The organism is Streptomyces sp. NPDC048637 (assembly GCF_040650675.1).
In the GTDB taxonomy this organism is placed as follows: Bacteria; Actinomycetota; Actinomycetes; order Streptomycetales; family Streptomycetaceae; genus Streptomyces.
This window is the reverse complement of sequence record NZ_JBEZHQ010000041.1, coordinates 42,379-58,823: the sequence shown is the minus strand read 5'-3', so window position 1 is coordinate 58,823 and position 16,445 is coordinate 42,379. Positions and strand designations below refer to the sequence as shown.

Genomic DNA, 16,445 nt, shown 5'->3' with positions numbered 1-16,445 from the left:
GACGGTGTGCGGTTCTCTTACGTGTGAACGGGACTAACCGGGCGCCCCATTGGCGTTTACGTGGTGGGTGAATCTTCTTCGCCCGACTCGTCAACACGGAGGTGTGCGACATGGCCGACGCCGCTGGACGGCTCACCAAGCTCGCCGAGGAGGTGCTGGGAGCACCGCTTCCGGTGCGCATCCGCGCCTGGGACCGCAGCGAGTCCGGCCCACCGGGGGCACCCACACTCGTCATCCGCCATCGCCGGGCACTGCGCCGGCTGCTGTTCAAGCCGGGCGAACTCGGCCTGGCCCGCGCCTGGGTGGCCGGTGACCTCGACATCGACGGCGATCTCTACGAAGCGCTCGACCGGCTCGCCGGACTGATCTGGGAGCGCGACGACGCCCCCAAGCCGCAGCGCGCCGCCGTACTCCGCGCCCTGGCCCGCCCGGAGATCCGCGCGGCCGCCCGGGAGCTGCTGACCCTGGCCGGCGCCCCGGTCCCGCCGGTCCCGCCCGCGGAAGAGGTCAGACGCCGCCGCGGACCGCTGCACACTCTGCGCCGCGACAAGGAAGCCATCAGCCACCACTACGACGTCGGCAACGACTTCTACGCGCTGGTGCTCGGCCCGTCCATGGTCTACTCCTGCGCCTACTGGGGGAGTGGCGAGGGCACCGCCGCCACCTTGGAGGACGCCCAGCGCGACAAGCTCGACCTGATCTGCCGCAAGCTCGGCCTCCAGGAGGGCCGGCGGCTGCTCGACGTGGGCTGTGGCTGGGGCTCGATGGTGCTGCACGCCGCCCGCGAGTACGGCGTACGGGCGGTCGGCATCACCCTCTCCGAGGAGCAGGCCACCTTCGCCCGTAAGCGCATCGCCGAGGCCGGTCTCGCCGACCGGATCGAGATCCGGGTGCAGGACTACCGCGAGATCAAGGACGAGCCGTTCGACGCGGTCTCCTCGATCGGGATGGCCGAGCATGTCGGCCGGACGCAGTACGCGGAGTACGCGGCCGTCCTGTACTCCCTCCTGAAGCCCGGCGGGCGGCTGCTCAACCACCAGATCGCCCGGCGGCCGGTCGTGGACGAGGAGGCGTACCACGTCGATGAGTTCATCGACCGGTATGTGTTCCCGGACGGTGAGCTGGCGCCGATCGGCCGGACCGTCGGCCAGCTGGAGGAGGCCGGGTTCGAGGTGCGGGACGTGGAGGCGATCCGGGAGCACTACGCGCTGACGCTGCGGAGCTGGGTCGCCAACCTGGAGCGGCACTGGGACGAGGCGGCCCGGCTCACCTCCACGGGCCGGGCCCGGGTGTGGCGGCTCTACATGGCCGCGTCGGCCCTGTCCTTCGAGCGGAACCGGATAGGAGTCAACCAGGTGCTGGCGGTCCGGACGCCGGAGGGCGGTGCGTCCGGGACGGCGCTGCGGGAACGGGTCTGGTCCGGCTGAGGCGGCTCGTGGGGGAGGGCTGGTTCGGCTGAGGCGCCCTGTGTGGGAGGGGGCTGGTTCGGCTGAGGCGCCCCGTGTGGGAAGGGCGCTGGTTCGGCTGAGGCGGCCCCCCACCCCACCCACACACCCTCCCCCGCCCCCACCGGCCCTCCCCCCGAAGGGGGGAGGGCCGGTGGCGGGGGGTGGGGGCGGGGGCGGAGAGGCGGCCGTGGAGGCGACCGCCGAGGCAGTCGGAACCGGGCGCTAGTCGGCCTTGATGGCGGCCAGCATGTTCAGCCTGGCGGCCCTGCGCGCCGGCCACAGGGCCGCCAGCACACCGACCACCGCCGCCAGGGCGAAGAAGATACCCATCCGGCCCCACGGCAGCACCAGCTCGTAGGTCGTCAGGAAGTTGGCGATCAGCTCACCGGCCGCCCAGCCGAAGAACACGCCCAGGCCGATGCCGAGCACCCCGCCGAAGAGCGAGATCACCAGCGATTCCAGCCGCACCATGCGCTTGATGCCGTGCCGGTCCAGGCCGATGGCACGCAGCATGCCGATCTCCTGGGAGCGTTCGAAGACCGACATCGCCAGGGTGTTGATGACGCCGAGCACCGCGACGATCACGGCCATGGCCAGCAGGCCGTAGAGGATGTTCAGCATCATGTTGAACACGTGGGCGACGTCGTCGGAGACGTCCTTCTTGTCGGCGACGGTCAGGGCCGGATTCTTGCCGAGCGCCTTGACCAGCGAGTCCTTGGCGGCGTCGGTGGCGCCGTCCTTGGTCTTGACCAGCACCTGTTTATCGGCGACCTGCTGCTGATGCGGTGCCAGGGTGGCGTTGTCCAGGAGGATGCCGTTGATCATCGCGTTGCTCTGGTAGACACCTGAGACGGTCAGCGTGACCTTCTTGCCGTCCTCAAACGTCTGCGTGAATTGCGAACCGGGCTGCAGTCCCCTGTGCTCGGCGATCATCTCGTTGACCACGACCTGGTTGCCGTGCAGTTCGCCCAGTGAGCCCTTGGTGAACTTGAGGTGGGTGAGCTTGGCGAAGTCCTTGCCGTTGACGCCGGTCAGGTTCCCGCTGCCGGGGGCGTCGCCGGGCCGCCCGGATGCGGACTCGCGCAGCGGGCTGACCGCGGTGACCTCGTCCAGACTGCTGAGCTTCTTCGCCACGTCGGGGGAGAGGGGCGTCTGGGTGGCCATGGAGACGACATAGTCGGCCTTGAGCGAGTCGGTGGCCATCTTGCCGACGCCCTTCTGCACACTGCCCGCGATCACCGTCAGGCCGGTGATCAGGGTCATCCCGATCATCAGCGCGGAGGCCGTGGCGGCCGTACGGCGCGGATTGCGGACCGCGTTCTGCCGGGCGAGGGTGCCGGCGATCCCGAAGCCGCGCAGTACGGGCGCGGCCAGCGCAATCAGCGGGCGGGACAGCAGCGGCGTCAGAATGAACACGCCGATCAGCAGCAGCACCGCCCCGGCGCCCATCATGAGCCTGCCGTCGTCCATGCCGGTGGCGGTCAGTACGCCGGCTGTACCGGCGCCCGCGAAGAGCGCCCCGATGGTGTTACGGACCACCAGCGACTTGGTGGTGGCGGCGGCGTGCACGCTGTTCATCGCGGCGATCGGCGGGATCTTCGCGGCGCGCCGGCCCGGCAGCCAGGCGGCCAGCACCGTCACCACGGTGCCCACGAACAGCGCGACCAGGACCGTGGAGAGCGAGACGACCAGCGGGCCGTCGGGTATGTTCCCGCCGGTGCTGCTCGTCAGCGCGCGCAGTCCCGCGCCGATGCCGATACCGGCCACCAGGCCCGCCGCGCCGGCGATCGCACCGACCACGAATGCCTCGATCAGCACCGAGCGGGTGACCTGGCGTCGGCTTGCGCCGACCGCCCGCAGCAGCGCCAGCTCCTTGGTGCGCTGGGCCACCAGCATGGTGAAGGTGTTGACGATGAGGAAGACGCCGACGAAGAGCGAGATGCCGGCGAAGACGAGCAGGACGGACTTCATACCGTCCGTGCTCTTGGCGATCGCCTCGGCCTGGTCGTCGGCGAGCGTCTTGCCGGTGGTGGCCTCGGCGGTGCCCTTGGGCAGTACCTTGTCGATCGCGCTCTTCAGGGCCGTCTGGGAGGTGCCCGCGGCGGCCTTGACGTAGATCTCGTTGAAGGCGCCGGGCGTGGCGAACAGCTTCTGGGCGGTCCGGGTGTCGAACAGCGCGAGGCTGCCGCCGGCCGTGACCGCGCCGTCGTCGGTGCTGAAGATGCCGGTCAGCTTCTGCTCACGGACCGGTCCATCGACGGAGATCCGGACGGTGTCACCGACCTTGTAGCCGGCCTTGTCCGCGGAGTGCGCGTCCAGTGCGAACTCCTGCGGGCCCTTCGGGGGGCTGCCGTCCCGCATCGGGTAGCGGGAGTCCATGCCGTTCGTGCCGGAGAAGTAGTTGCCGCCGCGGGCGGACATGCCGTCGCCGATCAGCTCGCCCTTCTTGTCGGCGATGGCGGTGAAGCCGGAGACGGTGCCGGTGACGGAGGCGGCGCCGGGCACCTGGGAGGTCTTGTCGATCAGCTTCTGGTCGAGCTGCGCGGTCGCGCCGGGCGAACCGGGGGCGCTGTCGGAGGAGCCCGGCTGGATGGCGACGTCGACGTTGTCGTAGCCCTTTTGCGAGCTGGCCTGGAGCGCTTCGGAGACGGTCGAGGTGAAGACCAGGGTGCCGGAGACGAAGGCCACGCCGAGCATCACGGCGAGAGCGGTCATCAGCAGCCGGGCCTTGTGCGCAAGCACATTGCGCAAGGCGGTACGGAACATAAGGGGGTCCTGAGGAGAGATCCGGAGTACGGGTGGCGGCTGCCGCTGATCAGCTCGTGCGGTGCTTGGCGTCGAAGCCCTTCATGCGCTCCAGCACCCGGTCGGAGGTCGGGTCGGGCATGTCGTCGACGATCCGGCCGTCGGCGAGGAAGACCACGCGGTCCGCGTAGCTGGCGGCGACCGGGTCGTGGGTCACCATCACCACGGTCTGGCCCAGTTCGCGCACGGAGTTGCGCAGAAAGCCGAGGACCTCGGCGCCGGAGCGCGAGTCGAGGTTTCCGGTGGGCTCGTCGGCGAAGATGATCTCGGGCCGGGAGGCGAGCGCGCGGGCGACCGCGACCCGTTGCTGCTGGCCGCCGGAGAGCTGGCCGGGGCGGTGCTTGAGGCGGCCGGACAGGCCGACGGTCTGTACGACGCGGTCCAGCCAGGCGCGGTCGGGCTTACGGCCCGCGATGTCCATGGGCAGGGTGATGTTCTCCAGGGCGGTCAGGGTCGGCAGCAGGTTGAACGCCTGGAAGATGAAGCCGATCTTGTCGCGCCGGAGTTGGGTGAGCTTCTTGTCCTTCAGCCCGGTCAGCTCGGTATCGCCGATCAGGGCGGAGCCGCGGGAGATCGAGTCCAGCCCGGCCATGCAGTGCATCAGCGTCGACTTGCCGGACCCGGAGGGGCCCATGATCGCGGTGAACTCGGCCTGCCGGAAGTCGACGGAGACCGCGTCCAGGGCGACCACCTGGGTCTCGCCCTGTCCGTAGACCTTGGTGAGGCCTGTGGCGCGGGCGGCCGCTGCGGTGGCGCGGGTGGCGGTGGCGACGCCGGAGTGGGTGGTGCTCACGGGAGGAGGCTCCTGTCGGACGAGGGGGCATCAGATCTGCCGCGGCCAAGAGAGTTCGGGGTCGTGCACGGGAGGGCTTGGGCCGCGAACGGAAGCGGGCATTCCCATCGTGAGCCAGGGAACGGGGCGCGGACGTCAACCCCTGTGCCCGTCCTCGACCACACCTGGGTCGTAGCAGCGGTTCGCCCCTCATCCCTGGGGAGGACCCGACGCCTGATGCAGCTGCCGTACGCGCGGCGGCCGGGCGGGCGGCCCGGTGGGGGGTGACGGTCACACAGACGAGGCGTCGAGTTTCCGTCAATTCGGGCATGAAAATGCCCCGGGGGCTTCCTGGCGAAGGGGGCCTTCAGGCATGTGCCGAAGGCCTGTACCGGGCGCTGATGCTCACTCAGTTGCCAATAAAATAAGACAACCTCGGGAAGAGCGGCCGATCTGCGTGGTGCGCTGCGGGCTACGCTCGTGCTGCCCTCTTTGAGGTGGCATGGGGGACCCCAGGCCCGGATGGTGGAATGCAGACACGGCGAGCTTAAACCTCGCTGGCCTACGGGCCGTGCCGGTTCAAGTCCGGCTCCGGGCACTCCGCACGCAGCGGAGCTTAACTGAATTTTCAACGAGAAGGGCCGCGGGGAAAGTCCGGCGGCCCTTCTCGCATTGTGAGTTGTCGGCTCAGCGCTCCACGAGCCCGAACAAGCTCTCCCAGCGGCCGACAATCTCCTCCGTGGAGAACCGCTGGATGTTCTCCCGGGCCGCTTCGCCCATCGTGTCCCGAAGCTCCTTGTCGGTCATCAGGGCGTCGAGATGCCGGGCGAATTCGGCGATATTGCCCGGCGGGGCGAGGAATCCGTCCACGCCGTCCGTGATGATCTCGTGGACGCCCGGCGCCACATCGAACGCCACACACGGCACGGCGGTCGCCATCGCCTCCATGGGCGCCAGCGGGAAGCCCTCACCACGCGAACTGAGCGCGAAGACCGCGCTCTCCCGCAGCGCGCCGGGCACATCACCGGTCCGGCCCATCCACGCGACCGTCGCGGCGATGCCCAGCTCCGCGGCCTGCTTGCGCAGCGCTTCTTCTTCCTCGCCGGAGCCGTAGACCCGCAGCGTCCAGTCGGGGTGCTGCGGGGCGACCTTGGCCCAGGCCTCCAACAGCAGGTCCACGCCCTTCTCTTCGTGCAGCCGGCCGATGCTGACCACGCACTTGTGGGAGCGGTCCGAGGGCACCTCGGGGAAGAAGGGCAGCGGGTTCGGCATGAAGCCGACGTTGTCCATCCGCTGCCGGATCCAGCGGTCCGCGTCCTCCCGGGTGAGCGTCAGCATCCGGTCGACGTCCTGGTAAAACCGCTTGACCCGGGCGAAGCGGGAGGACTTGCGGCAGGTGTCGAAGGATTCATGGCTCATACCGATCACCGTCAGACCCGCGGTGTCGGCCAGCGCGACCCATTCCATGGCCCACACCTGAGTGACGATCACCACACCGCCAGGCTTGGCCGACCGGAACAGCGCGCTCAGCTTGGCCGCCTGCTCACGCATCCCGGCTTCCCGGGCCGCCCGGCGGCGCTGCTCGACGACGTTGAGCTTGTCTTTGAGGCCGCGGACGGGGGTCACGGCCGGAGGGTGCTCGGCGTAGAGCGTGGTGGTCCGGAACGGCACGTCGGGGGCCAGTTCGTGGACCCGTCCCTCGGGGGGCGGCACCACGCCGACGATGTGCACCCGGTGGCCCCGCTCGCTGAACAGCCGCGCCATCTGGTGCGACCAACTGGTGACCCCGCCCACCTCGTTGACGCTGTTGGACACGAAGAAGATGTCCCGCGGCTCGGCTGCGTTCGACTTGGTCATCAACGGCTCCACTGCGCAAAAAACTGATCGACGATGCTCCGTGCGGCGTCGCCCCGGTCGTATTCGCCGAACCTGGCGACGAATTCCTTGCGGCTCTGCGCGTATTCCAGCGCCTGCGACTCGAACGACTTGATCGTCTCGTGGAAATCTTCCTCGGTACGGACCACCGGGCCCGGTGCATGCTCCAGCAGATCGAAGTAGGTGCCGCGGCCCTCGTGCACATACTCGTCGTAGTCGTAGGTGAAGAACACCAGCGGACGGTCGAGCAGCGCGTAGTCGAACATCACCGACGAATAGTCGGTGATCAGCCCGTCGGCCAGCTCCAGCAGGGGCGTCACATCGTGGCGCGCCGAAACGTCGATGACCCGGCCCTGCACGGTCGGTGGCAGCACCACATGATTGAGGTAGTGCGAACGCACCAGGAGGACATAGCGGTCGCCGAACTGATCGGCGAAACGCTCCACGTCGAAGGGCAATTCGAAGCGCCCGTGCCGGCCGCCCGCCTTGCGGAACGTCGGTGCGTAAAGCAGTACGGTCCGGTCCTCGGGAATGCCCAACTCCGCGGCCAGCGGCCCGCGTTCACGCACTCCCTGTTCGGCCTCCCGCTGCCGGGCCTGTACCAGGGCGTCATTGCGCGGGTAACCCACCCGCAGCAGCGTCTTCTCCTTGAGCCGGAAAGCCCTGGCCAGGGTGTGCACATCGTGCTCGGAGCGGACCAGGAAACGGTCGAAGCGGTCCAGCGAGCGCTGCTGCTCCGCCTGCTGCTGGCGGGTCTGTGCCTTCAGCGCCGGCAGGTCGAAGCCCATGTTCTTGAGCGCCGAGCCGTGCCAGGTCTGGAGGTAGGTGGTCTCCGGGCGCTTGGTGAGCTTGAGCGGGTAACTCTGGTTGTCCACCCAGAACTCGGCCTGTGCCAGCGCCTTGAGATACGGCAGCGACCAGCGCTTGACGAGCGTGGCGTCCTTCGGGAAGTCCTTCGGGGACCCGGCGTACGACCAGATCGCCTCGAAGTCCAGGCCCTGCCGGCGCATCTCCTCGTAGAGGGCGCGCGGACTGTCGCTGTACTGCTTGCCCAGGTGGCTTTCGAAGACCACCGTGCGCTTCTTGACCGGCAGCCGGCAGAACACCTCGTGGTAGGCGCGGAGTTTGTTGTCGCCGGAGGTGACCTTCTTGCGCAGCGCCTTCGCCTTGCGGTAGCCGGTCTTGGCCAGCGTCCCCGGCTTGCCGCGCACCCCGCGGGTGATCAGCTCCTGGACGCGCTCGGCGCTCTGGCCCTCGCTGACCAGGCGGAATGCCAGATGCCCCTTGGCCGAGACATGCGGTTCGAGGTGGTCGGCGACCATCCGCGTCAGCCGCGGCCGCACCGGCAGCGGACCGGACAGCCCGGTGTCGGCGACGGTGAGCCGGGTCGTGGTGCGCACCCCGTCCACGTCCAGGCGCAGCCGTACGTCCCAGATGGTGTCGACGATGCCGAGCGGGCGCAGCTTCGCGGTGAGGTCCGCGGCGGCCTCCCAGTGGATGGCGTCGCCCTCGTGGCGCAGCTCGTGCACCGGGAAGTGGAAGGACTGCAGGCTGCGCCGCCGGGCACTGAACTCCAGCTGGCCCTTGAGCCGGGTGCCGGGCGGGATGACGCCGAGCGGATTGGTGATCCGGCCGGTCAGCGAGACCGCTCGGCCGGACGAGCTGAAGCGGGTGAGCTGATTGCGCAGGAACAGCTGGTTGACCGGCTTCTCGTGGTAGCCGATGTCGGTCACGTCCAGCATCCGGCGCCCGAACGCATCGTCGAAATATCCGTCGCACCAGTAGATCCGGCCGTCGTGCTCGGTGAGCGGCGAGGAGATCTTGTCGCGGTTGATGAGTGTGTCGACCGCCGGGATCAGGTGGTCCCAGTCACCCTGCTGGAGCAGGTAGGTGCAGATGGCCTGTATCGGCTGGACCCGCTCATACGCCTCGGGGGCGATGCTCTCAAGGTATTCGCGGGAGCGCTCGGAGAACTCCTGGCGATAGGAATCATCGCGGAACGGCAGGTCCCGCAGATGCAGCACCAGGTCGTGCTTGAGGAATTTCACGTCCTTGGCACGCTTTATGTCGGTCAGCCCGCGCTCCGCCAGCATGGCGTCGATCCGCTTGTGGACCTCCAGCCGGTGGATGTAATTCGTCATCTCGTGCCGGCGGTTTGACACCGATTTCACGGCGCCCTGCGTGTGGACGTTCCAGAAATAGACCTGATTGGGAATCAGGGTGATGCGTTCCGCTACGAGGTAGGCCTCGGCGATAAACAGCAGGTCCTCGTAGAACAATCCCTTGGCGAAGCGGAGATTGTGTTCGATGAGGAAATCGCGCCGGTAGCACTTGTTGGTGGAGAGGGTGTCCCACACGAACAGGTCCGGCAATTCCGTTACGGAATCGACGGTGCGGGTGGTGGAATACAGCCAGGAATACCACTCGTCCCGCTTCTGATTGCGGGTGTCCCGGTGCATCCGCACACACAGACCGGAAACGATGTCGGAGCCGGTTTTCTCGGCGGCCTCCAGCATGTTCCGGCACGCATTGACTTCCAGGACGTCATCGCTGTCCAGGAACATGACGTAGCGGCCCCGGGTGCGCTGGATGCCCGCGTTGCGCGGCTCGCCGCAGCCACCACTGTTCTCCGGCAGCTGGAAGGCCCTGACCCGCTCGGGGTGGTCGGCCGCGAGCCGCTGGGCCACTTCGAAAGAGCGGTCGGTGCTGCAGTCGTCGACGATCACCACCTCGACGTCCCGGAGCGTTTGATCCAGCACGGACTGGACCGCGGTCGGCAACCGGTCGGCGTCGTTGTAGACGATGACGACTACTGAGACGTCAGGCACAGGCACCTCAACCCTCTTTCGCTGCTGTTTCCCGCCAGAATAGCCCTATCTGTGCCCTCGGATTACAACCGATCGCGCCCATAGCGTTACGGAAGGTGAGTCACGGGAGCATCGAGATGGGGCACTCCGGGGTTCGGATCTTGACCATGCGTCAGCCCTGCAGATCCACCCACCAGGGCAAGCTCCGGCCAGCAGGGAAGACGGCCCCTCCCGCGAATCGGTTGCCTGCCGCGTCCTGTGACGTCCGTTGCGATCAGACATTAATCGGATTCCGTTCGGGCGGCAGAGGGAAGGAGCCCCGGACGGAGCAGAAGGAAATCCCAGTTCGAGTGCGACGGCGCCGCCCGTCGGCAACGGACGACGACAACAGACGATGACAAGAGGGTGGCAAGAAGGCGACAGGACGGTGGCAAGAGATCGAATACCCGGAATGCCCGGGACCGGACGGTGTGAGGGTGAGACGGCGGGGCGGCGGGACGGCGGCGCGACGCGGTCCGGGCCCCGCACCGGGCACGTCTGCGGCGGCCCGCACGTCCTCCTCATGGCGGATGTGCCGTCCCGGGTTCAGGGAAAGATCCTGCTCAAGAACTAGCGACGCGCTTTTGCCAAGCCATTACGCTTGCCGTCAAGGCCGCGCAGGGCGGCCATGGAGGAGTGAGATGAGGAGCAGCAACCCGGTCTTCTCGCGACGGGGGTTCAGCCGCGACACCGGCTACGCGGGCTTCAACGCGCCGCCGCAGGCCGGGGGCCCCGCCGCGAACCCGTACGCCGGAGCGAACCCTTACGCGCAGGGCGGCAACCCCTACGCACCGGACGCGACCAACCCGTACGCCCAGGGCCAGCAGAACGTCACCCAGGCACCGCCGCAGCACACGCCGCAGACCCGCCCGATGACGATGGACGATGTCGTCGCGCGCACAGGCATGACGCTCGGCACGGTCGTCGCGGGTGCCACCGTCGGCTGGCTGTTCCTGACCCAGAGCCTCGGCTTCGCGATCGGGGCCGGTCTGGTCGCGATGGTGCTGGCGCTGGTCCAGTCCTTCAAGCGCAAGCCGTCGCCCGCGCTGATCCTGGCGTACGCGGCGCTCGAGGGCCTCTTCCTCGGTGCGCTGAGCGGCTTCATCAACGACCTGCCGAAGATGAACGGCGCCCCCATGCAGGCGGTGCTGGGCACGATGGCGGTGTTCGTCGCCATGCTGGTCGCCTACAAGACGCGGATCGTGCGGGTCACCGCCCGCTTCACCCGCTTCGTGATGATCGCGGCGATGGGCTTCGTCCTGCTGTCGCTGGTCAACCTGCTGTTCATGGTGTTCGCCGGCGGCGAGGGCCTCGGCTTCCGCAGCGGTCCGCTGGGCATCCTCTTCGGCGTCGTGGGCGTGGTCCTCGGTGCGCTCTTCCTGGCGCTGGACTTCAAGCAGGTCGAGGACGGCATCGCCTACGGCGCTCCGCGCGAGGAGTCCTGGCTGGCGGCGTTCGGTCTGACGCTGACGCTGGTGTGGATCTACATGGAGATGCTGCGGCTGATCTCGATCCTCCGGGGCGACTGACGGCCCGGACCGCCGGGCGCGCCATGCGTCGTACGTCACCGTCGAAGGGCCCGTGGGCAAACTGCCCGCGGGCCCTTCGGTGTGCGGAGTGCCGGGTGGGGTGCGTGTCCTGAACCGGACCGGCACCGAGCCCGGCCTGGTGGATCAGAACTTGCGCGCGGCGCGCCTGAGATCGTATTCGTGGACGATTGCCTTGGCGTGGCCGTAGGCGAGGTTGTGCTCGCCGCGGAGCCAGCTGACCTTTTCATCGAAACGGAAGAGGGCGGGGCCCTCGTCAACGGTGCGGAGCCAGTCGGAGATTTCCCGGCCGGTGCAGTGCGGGATACGGGAGAGCATGTTCCGGTGGGTCTCTTCGGAGAAGAGCTGAGACATCGGCGCCTCCGGACGCGGTCGATGCTGGTTCTTCCGCCCACCGTGCCTGAGCGTTCGGGCGTTGGCAACCACCCGGGAGTGGCGCATAGGCTCACGGCGTGCTTGACGTGACCCCCTTGCAGACCGCCGTGGACACCCTCGCCGACCGCCTCCGCGCGCTGCCCCAGAGCAGGCTCGACCGCGGCGCCGCAGCCGAAGGGCTCGCACTGGCACGGCAGTTGGCGACCCGGGCGCAGCTGATCGAGCGGCCGGGAGAACCCCCGTACGAGCTGCCGGACGCCGGGATGTTCGCGGCCGGCGACCAGCTGGCGGTGGCCGGCCATGACCTGGTCGAGGCGCTGCGCGCCGCGGCGGCGCGGACGGCCGACGGAACGGCGGACTCTGACGCGAAAGTGGCCCCCGCCGACGAACTGGCGGAGGCCGTGCGATGCGTTCGGGCGGTGGCGGACCGCTGCTAGGGGGAGACACCCCCAGGGGCCTGTCGGCCCAGGCCCGCCGTGCCGCGGTCAGAGCGAGGCGATGACGCGGTCCGCGAGGATGTAGACACTCTCCTCGCGGGTCTCGCCCCAGGAGAAGGTCAGCGCGTACGCCCCGGAGATACCGGAGCCGCCCAGCAGGACGGGGGTGCGCCCCGCGTGCAGTGCGCTCGCCACGCGCTCCGCGGTCTCGCGCTGCCCGGGGGTCAGACAGAGCGTGGTGCCGTCGGCGAAGACATAGACGTCCAGGGTGCCCAGCGGGCCGGGGCGGACGTCCGCGAGCGGGGTGGCCTCCTGTGCCAGCTCCTCCAGGCGTGCCACGGTGCGCTCATGATCACTGATCACCGGGGACGGGGAGAAGTCCGGGTGCGAGGGGTGGCGCCGGCGCGCGGCGGCCAGCTCGGCGGACTCGGTCTCCTCGACCGGCTCCAACTCCGGCGCGTCCAGGGCTTCCAGCGCCTCCATGGACTCCATCGCCTCCAGGGCGTCCGGGCCCAGCAGCGGCTCCAGGCCGGCCAGATCCGCCTGGCGCGGCAGGAACGGCTGGATGTCGAGCCGGTCGGACTCCGGGCGCTCGGACAGCTCGCGCTGGTCCAGCAGGCCCTCGTCGCCGAGGCCGACGAGCCCGCCGAGCAGGGACGGGGCGTCGGCGGCGTCCCGGGCCTCCTGCGCGGCCCAGAAGGCGCGCGCCTCGGCCAGTTCGCGCTCGCGCTCCTCGGCCAGAGCGTCCGCGACGGCGGCACGTATGTCCGCGAGGGGGGTCTCGGCGGCCGGGACGGTGCGGGCGGCCGGGATGGCCGCGGTGGCCGGGTGCGCCGCGGCGTCGGCCGCGGTGTCCTGGCGGGCGGCGAGGAGCTCGGTGTGCAGCTCGGCGATCTGGCGGCGCAGGGCGCGGGCGGTGCGCAGGGCGGCGGCGCCCAGCGCCACGGCGGTGGCCGCGGCCAGCAGCAGGACCAGGGTGGTGACGCTCATGCCGAAACCTCGCTTCGCTCGGCCCCGCATTCGCGAGGCGCGCCCCCTTCAATGGTTCGCTCGCTGGGCTCGCTCACGCCGAAACCTCTCTCCGTTCGGTCTCGCATGCGCGAGACGCGCACCTCTCGATTCGCTCGGGGCGCTCGCTCATGCGTCCTCCCCACTTCGCTCGGCGGCCCTGGTCCCACAGGCCGCGCATCGGTACACGGACTTCACCCCGGCCGGTCGGACGGGGTGACCCCTTGACGCGCTCGCTCGGGATCACACCTGGTAGCGGCTCGGTCACCGGCGTACTCCCGTTAGCAGAATGTTCTCCGACTTCCTACATCAGCCTGCGGGTGGTCGGCGACCGCACCTCGTGCCCTATGTCCCGAAATGGAGGGGGAGTGGGGGCTCGTATGTGTGGGTGCCCCCGTGCTGACCTGCAAGAACACTGCTCCCCCAGGGCGTTGGTCACAATCCTGGGGGAGATTGGGTCGCGATCTCGTTACCGAGTGGCGCACGTCACGCCGTGTCGCCGCCCGTGTTCATTCGAGCGCGAAGGGTGTGCGCGGGGCGGAAGTTGGTCCGTTTTGTCGCGCACACCCGTGGGGTGGGCCGGGGAGGAGCCGACAGGCCGGCCCCTCCACCCTCCGCTACAGCTCAGCTCAGCCGCTCGTGCTTGTGGTCGCGCTGAGCTTCGCTTCCGCTGCGGGCAGGTGCCGGGCACTCGTACCTCGCACCCGACCCCTACCCTCCGCTACAGCTCAGCTCAGCCGCTCGATGACCATCGCCATGCCCTGGCCGCCGCCCACGCACATCGTCTCCAGGCCGAACTGCTTGTCGTGCCACTGAAGGGAGTTGATCAGGGTGGTGGTGATGCGGGCACCGGTCATGCCGAAGGGGTGGCCGACGGCGATCGCGCCGCCGTTGACGTTCAGGCGGTCCAGGTCGATGCCCAAGTCGCGGTAGGACGGGATCACCTGGGCGGCGAACGCCTCGTTGATCTCGACCAGGTCGATGTCGGAGACCGAGAGGCCGGCGCGGCGCAGGGCCTGCTTGCTGGCCTCGACCGGGCCGTAGCCCATGATCTCGGGCGACAGGCCGGAGACGCCGGTGGAGACGATCCGGGCCAGCGGGGTCAGGCCCAGCTCGCGCGCCTTGGTGTCGGACATGATGACCAGCGCCGCGGCGCCGTCGTTCAGCGGGCAGCAGTTGCCGGCGGTCACCAGGCCGTCGGGGCGGAACACCGGCTTGAGGCCGGAGACGCCCTCGACGGTGACGCCGGCGCGCGGGCCGTCGTCCTTGGCGACGACAGTGCCGTCGGGCAGCGTGACCGGGGTGATCTCCCGCTCCCAGAAGCCGTCGTTGATCGCCTTCTCGGCGAGGTTCTGGGACCGCACGCCGAACTCGTCCATGTCCTGTCGGGTGACGCCCTTGAGACGGGCGAGGTTCTCCGCGGTCTGGCCCATGGAGATGTAGGCGTCCGGGATCAGGCCGTCCGCGCGCGGGTCGTGCCAGTCGGCGCCCTCTTGCTCGGCGCGCGCCGCGGTACGGGCCTCGGCGTCGGCGAAGAGCGGGTTGTGGGTGTCCGGCAGGCCGTCGGAGGAGCCCTTGATGCTGCGCGAGACCGTCTCGACGCCGGCGGAGATGAAGACATCGCCCTCACCGGCCTTGATGGCGTGCAGCGCCATGCGGGTCGTCTGGAGGGAGGAGGAGCAGTAGCGGGTGATGGTGCAGCCCGGGAGGTGGTCCATCCCCATCTGGACGGCCACGATGCGGCCGAGGTTGTGGCCCTGCTCGCCGCCGGGGAGGCCGCAGCCGAGCATCAGGTCGTCGATGTCGGTGGGGTCCAGCTCGGGGACCTTGGCGAGCGCGGTTTCGATGATCTTCGCGGTCAGGTCGTCCGGCCGCAGATCCTTCAGCGAGCCCTTGAAGGCGCGGCCGATCGGGGAGCGGGCGGCTGAGACGATCACGGCTTCGGGCATCACACGGCTCCAGGTGCGCGGGAAAAGGGCGGACTGTGAGGGAAGTTACCTGCACGTACTGCTGAGGTCACGGGGTGCGTGCTGTGATGCGGGCCTCTTTTCTAAGCGGGCGCTTATGGGAACGGGGCGGGGCCGCCGGGTATTCCCGTACGGCCCCGCCCCGTTCCCCCGCGCGTCGCTCACCGCCGGGCCGCCGCCCGGTCCCTCACGGGGTGACGGACGACGGATCCGTCGTCTCCGCCGCCGGCAGCTGACGGCGCCTGCGGTGCTTGAGCAGCGCCCAGGGGGCCCGGGAGGCGGTGACCTCCGTGCCGCCCTCGGAAGCCGCCTCGGCGGCCGCCTGCTCGACCGGCAGGATGCCCTCGCCACGGGACGGCTCCGGACGCTCCTCCTCCGGCCACAGGCCGAGTGAGGCGCACAGCGTCGGCAGCACGGCCATCGCGGCGGTGGCGTAGCCCTCGGCCGACGGGTGGTAGTTGTCCGGCCCGAACAGCTCCCGTGGATGCGCCTCGAACTCGGGGCCGAGCAGATCGCCGAGGGAGACCGTGCGGCCGCCGCTCTCGATCACCCCGATGGTCTGGGCGGCGGCCAGCTGCCGGGAGAGCCGCCGGGCCACCCAGCGCAGCGGCTGGTAGACCGGCTCGACGCTGCCCAGATCAGGGCAGGTGCCGACGACCACCTCGCAGCCTGCCGCGCGCAGTCTGCGCACCCCTTCGGAGAGATGGCGCACGGACTGCGCGAGCGGCATCCGGTGCGTGACGTCGTTGGCGCCGATCATGATGACGCAGACGTCCGGGACCGCGGTGCCCTCCGCCAGCATCAGCTCCACCTGACGCTCCAGGTCGTCGGACTGCGCGCCGGGCAGCGCCACATTGCGGAAGTCGACGGGCAGCTCGGAGAGCGCGGCCAGGCCGGAGGCGAGCAGGGCGCCCGGAGTATGGGAGGCGCGGTGCACCCCCTGGCCCGCGGCGGTGGAGTCGCCGAGGAAGCCCAGGCGCAGCGGCGGGCGGTCGGTGCGGTGGCCGAAGGCGGCGCCGTAGCGGCCGTCGGCGCACGGTGGAATGTCGCTGGAGCCGCCGACCGTACGGCGGGCCAGCCGGACCTCGGTCAGCAGCACCCCGACGGTGGCGACGCCGAGCAGCCCGACCCCGCCGCCGCCGAACGCGGCGGCGGTGGCGATCCGCCGTGCCACTCTGGCCCTGGACATCGTCATCGGCATGGGCCGGGCACCTCCCCGTGCAGCGCGGGCGCGCCCCGGCCCCGGGGGCCGGACGCGCGCTTGAATCGGCAAGAACTCCTACAACAGGGTGTTGCCCGTTCCTGCACGGAACGCAACGCACTCCTCCTCTAACGGACCCGGGCAATAGGCTGGCCGCACGGGCG

11 protein-coding genes and 1 tRNA gene are annotated in these 16,445 nt (G+C 69.6%); 4 read left to right on the top strand and 8 right to left on the bottom strand.

The genetic code is table 11. The features are described from left to right. Positions 1-110 precede the first annotated feature (110 nt). Complete coding sequence (locus tag AB0C46_RS34005) at positions 111-1,427, top strand: cyclopropane-fatty-acyl-phospholipid synthase family protein (protein WP_362832602.1); 1,317 nt, start codon at positions 111-113, stop codon at positions 1,425-1,427. 243 nt (positions 1,428-1,670) lie between these two features. On the opposite strand, the gene AB0C46_RS34000 is transcribed toward AB0C46_RS34005, so the two are convergent. Both AB0C46_RS34000 and AB0C46_RS33995 read right to left on the bottom strand, forming a co-directional pair. Beyond that, positions 1,671-4,214: an ABC transporter permease gene (locus AB0C46_RS34000; protein ID WP_362832600.1), complete on the bottom strand. Its 2,544-nt coding sequence runs from the start codon at positions 4,212-4,214 to the stop codon at positions 1,671-1,673. A 49-nt stretch (positions 4,215-4,263) separates the two neighbouring features. After that, positions 4,264-5,046 carry an ABC transporter ATP-binding protein gene (locus AB0C46_RS33995; protein ID WP_362832598.1) on the bottom strand — a complete coding sequence of 261 codons (783 nt, stop codon included), beginning with the start codon at positions 5,044-5,046 and terminating at the stop codon, positions 4,264-4,266. A 495-nt stretch (positions 5,047-5,541) separates the two neighbouring features. On the opposite strand from AB0C46_RS33995, the gene AB0C46_RS33990 reads away from it, so the two are divergent. Next, positions 5,542-5,623 (top strand) — tRNA-Leu (locus AB0C46_RS33990). 89 nt (positions 5,624-5,712) lie between these two features. Here the strand turns inward: AB0C46_RS33990 and AB0C46_RS33985 are convergent. Both AB0C46_RS33985 and AB0C46_RS33980 read right to left on the bottom strand, forming a co-directional pair. After that, the gene (locus AB0C46_RS33985) at positions 5,713-6,882 is read right to left on the bottom strand and encodes a glycosyltransferase (protein WP_362832596.1); all 1,170 of its coding nucleotides are present in this window, start codon (positions 6,880-6,882) and stop codon (positions 5,713-5,715) included. Then, complete coding sequence (locus AB0C46_RS33980; protein WP_362832652.1) at positions 6,882-9,728, bottom strand: CDP-glycerol glycerophosphotransferase family protein; 2,847 nt, start codon at positions 9,726-9,728, stop codon at positions 6,882-6,884. Before AB0C46_RS33980 ends, AB0C46_RS33985 begins: the two co-directional genes overlap by 1 nt. A gap of 659 nt (positions 9,729-10,387) precedes the next feature. On the opposite strand from AB0C46_RS33980, the gene AB0C46_RS33975 reads away from it, so the two are divergent. Next, a complete protein-coding gene (locus AB0C46_RS33975; RefSeq protein WP_362832594.1) occupies positions 10,388-11,275 on the top strand; it encodes a Bax inhibitor-1/YccA family protein in 888 nt (295 codons plus the stop codon). Between the two features lie 144 nt (positions 11,276-11,419). Here AB0C46_RS33975 and AB0C46_RS33970 read toward each other — a convergent pair whose 3' ends face one another. Beyond that, a complete protein-coding gene (locus AB0C46_RS33970) occupies positions 11,420-11,647 on the bottom strand; it encodes a DUF4287 domain-containing protein (RefSeq protein ID WP_042156435.1) in 228 nt (75 codons plus the stop codon). A gap of 98 nt (positions 11,648-11,745) precedes the next feature. Here AB0C46_RS33970 and AB0C46_RS33965 point away from each other — a divergent pair, with 98 nt between their 5' ends. Next, positions 11,746-12,105: a hypothetical protein gene (locus AB0C46_RS33965; RefSeq protein WP_362832592.1), complete on the top strand. Its 360-nt coding sequence runs from the start codon at positions 11,746-11,748 to the stop codon at positions 12,103-12,105. Between the two features lie 48 nt (positions 12,106-12,153). On the opposite strand, the gene AB0C46_RS33960 is transcribed toward AB0C46_RS33965, so the two are convergent. From AB0C46_RS33960 to AB0C46_RS33950, 3 genes are all read right to left on the bottom strand, one after another. Then, positions 12,154-13,095, bottom strand: coding sequence for a hypothetical protein (locus tag AB0C46_RS33960; RefSeq protein ID WP_362832590.1), 942 nt, complete (start codon positions 13,093-13,095; stop codon positions 12,154-12,156). A gap of 746 nt (positions 13,096-13,841) precedes the next feature. Further along, positions 13,842-15,062, bottom strand: coding sequence for an acetyl-CoA C-acetyltransferase (locus tag AB0C46_RS33955; protein ID WP_362832588.1), 1,221 nt, complete (start codon positions 15,060-15,062; stop codon positions 13,842-13,844). A gap of 205 nt (positions 15,063-15,267) precedes the next feature. Further along, positions 15,268-16,281, bottom strand: coding sequence for an SGNH/GDSL hydrolase family protein (locus AB0C46_RS33950; RefSeq protein ID WP_362832586.1), 1,014 nt, complete (start codon positions 16,279-16,281; stop codon positions 15,268-15,270). Positions 16,282-16,445 lie beyond the last annotated feature (164 nt).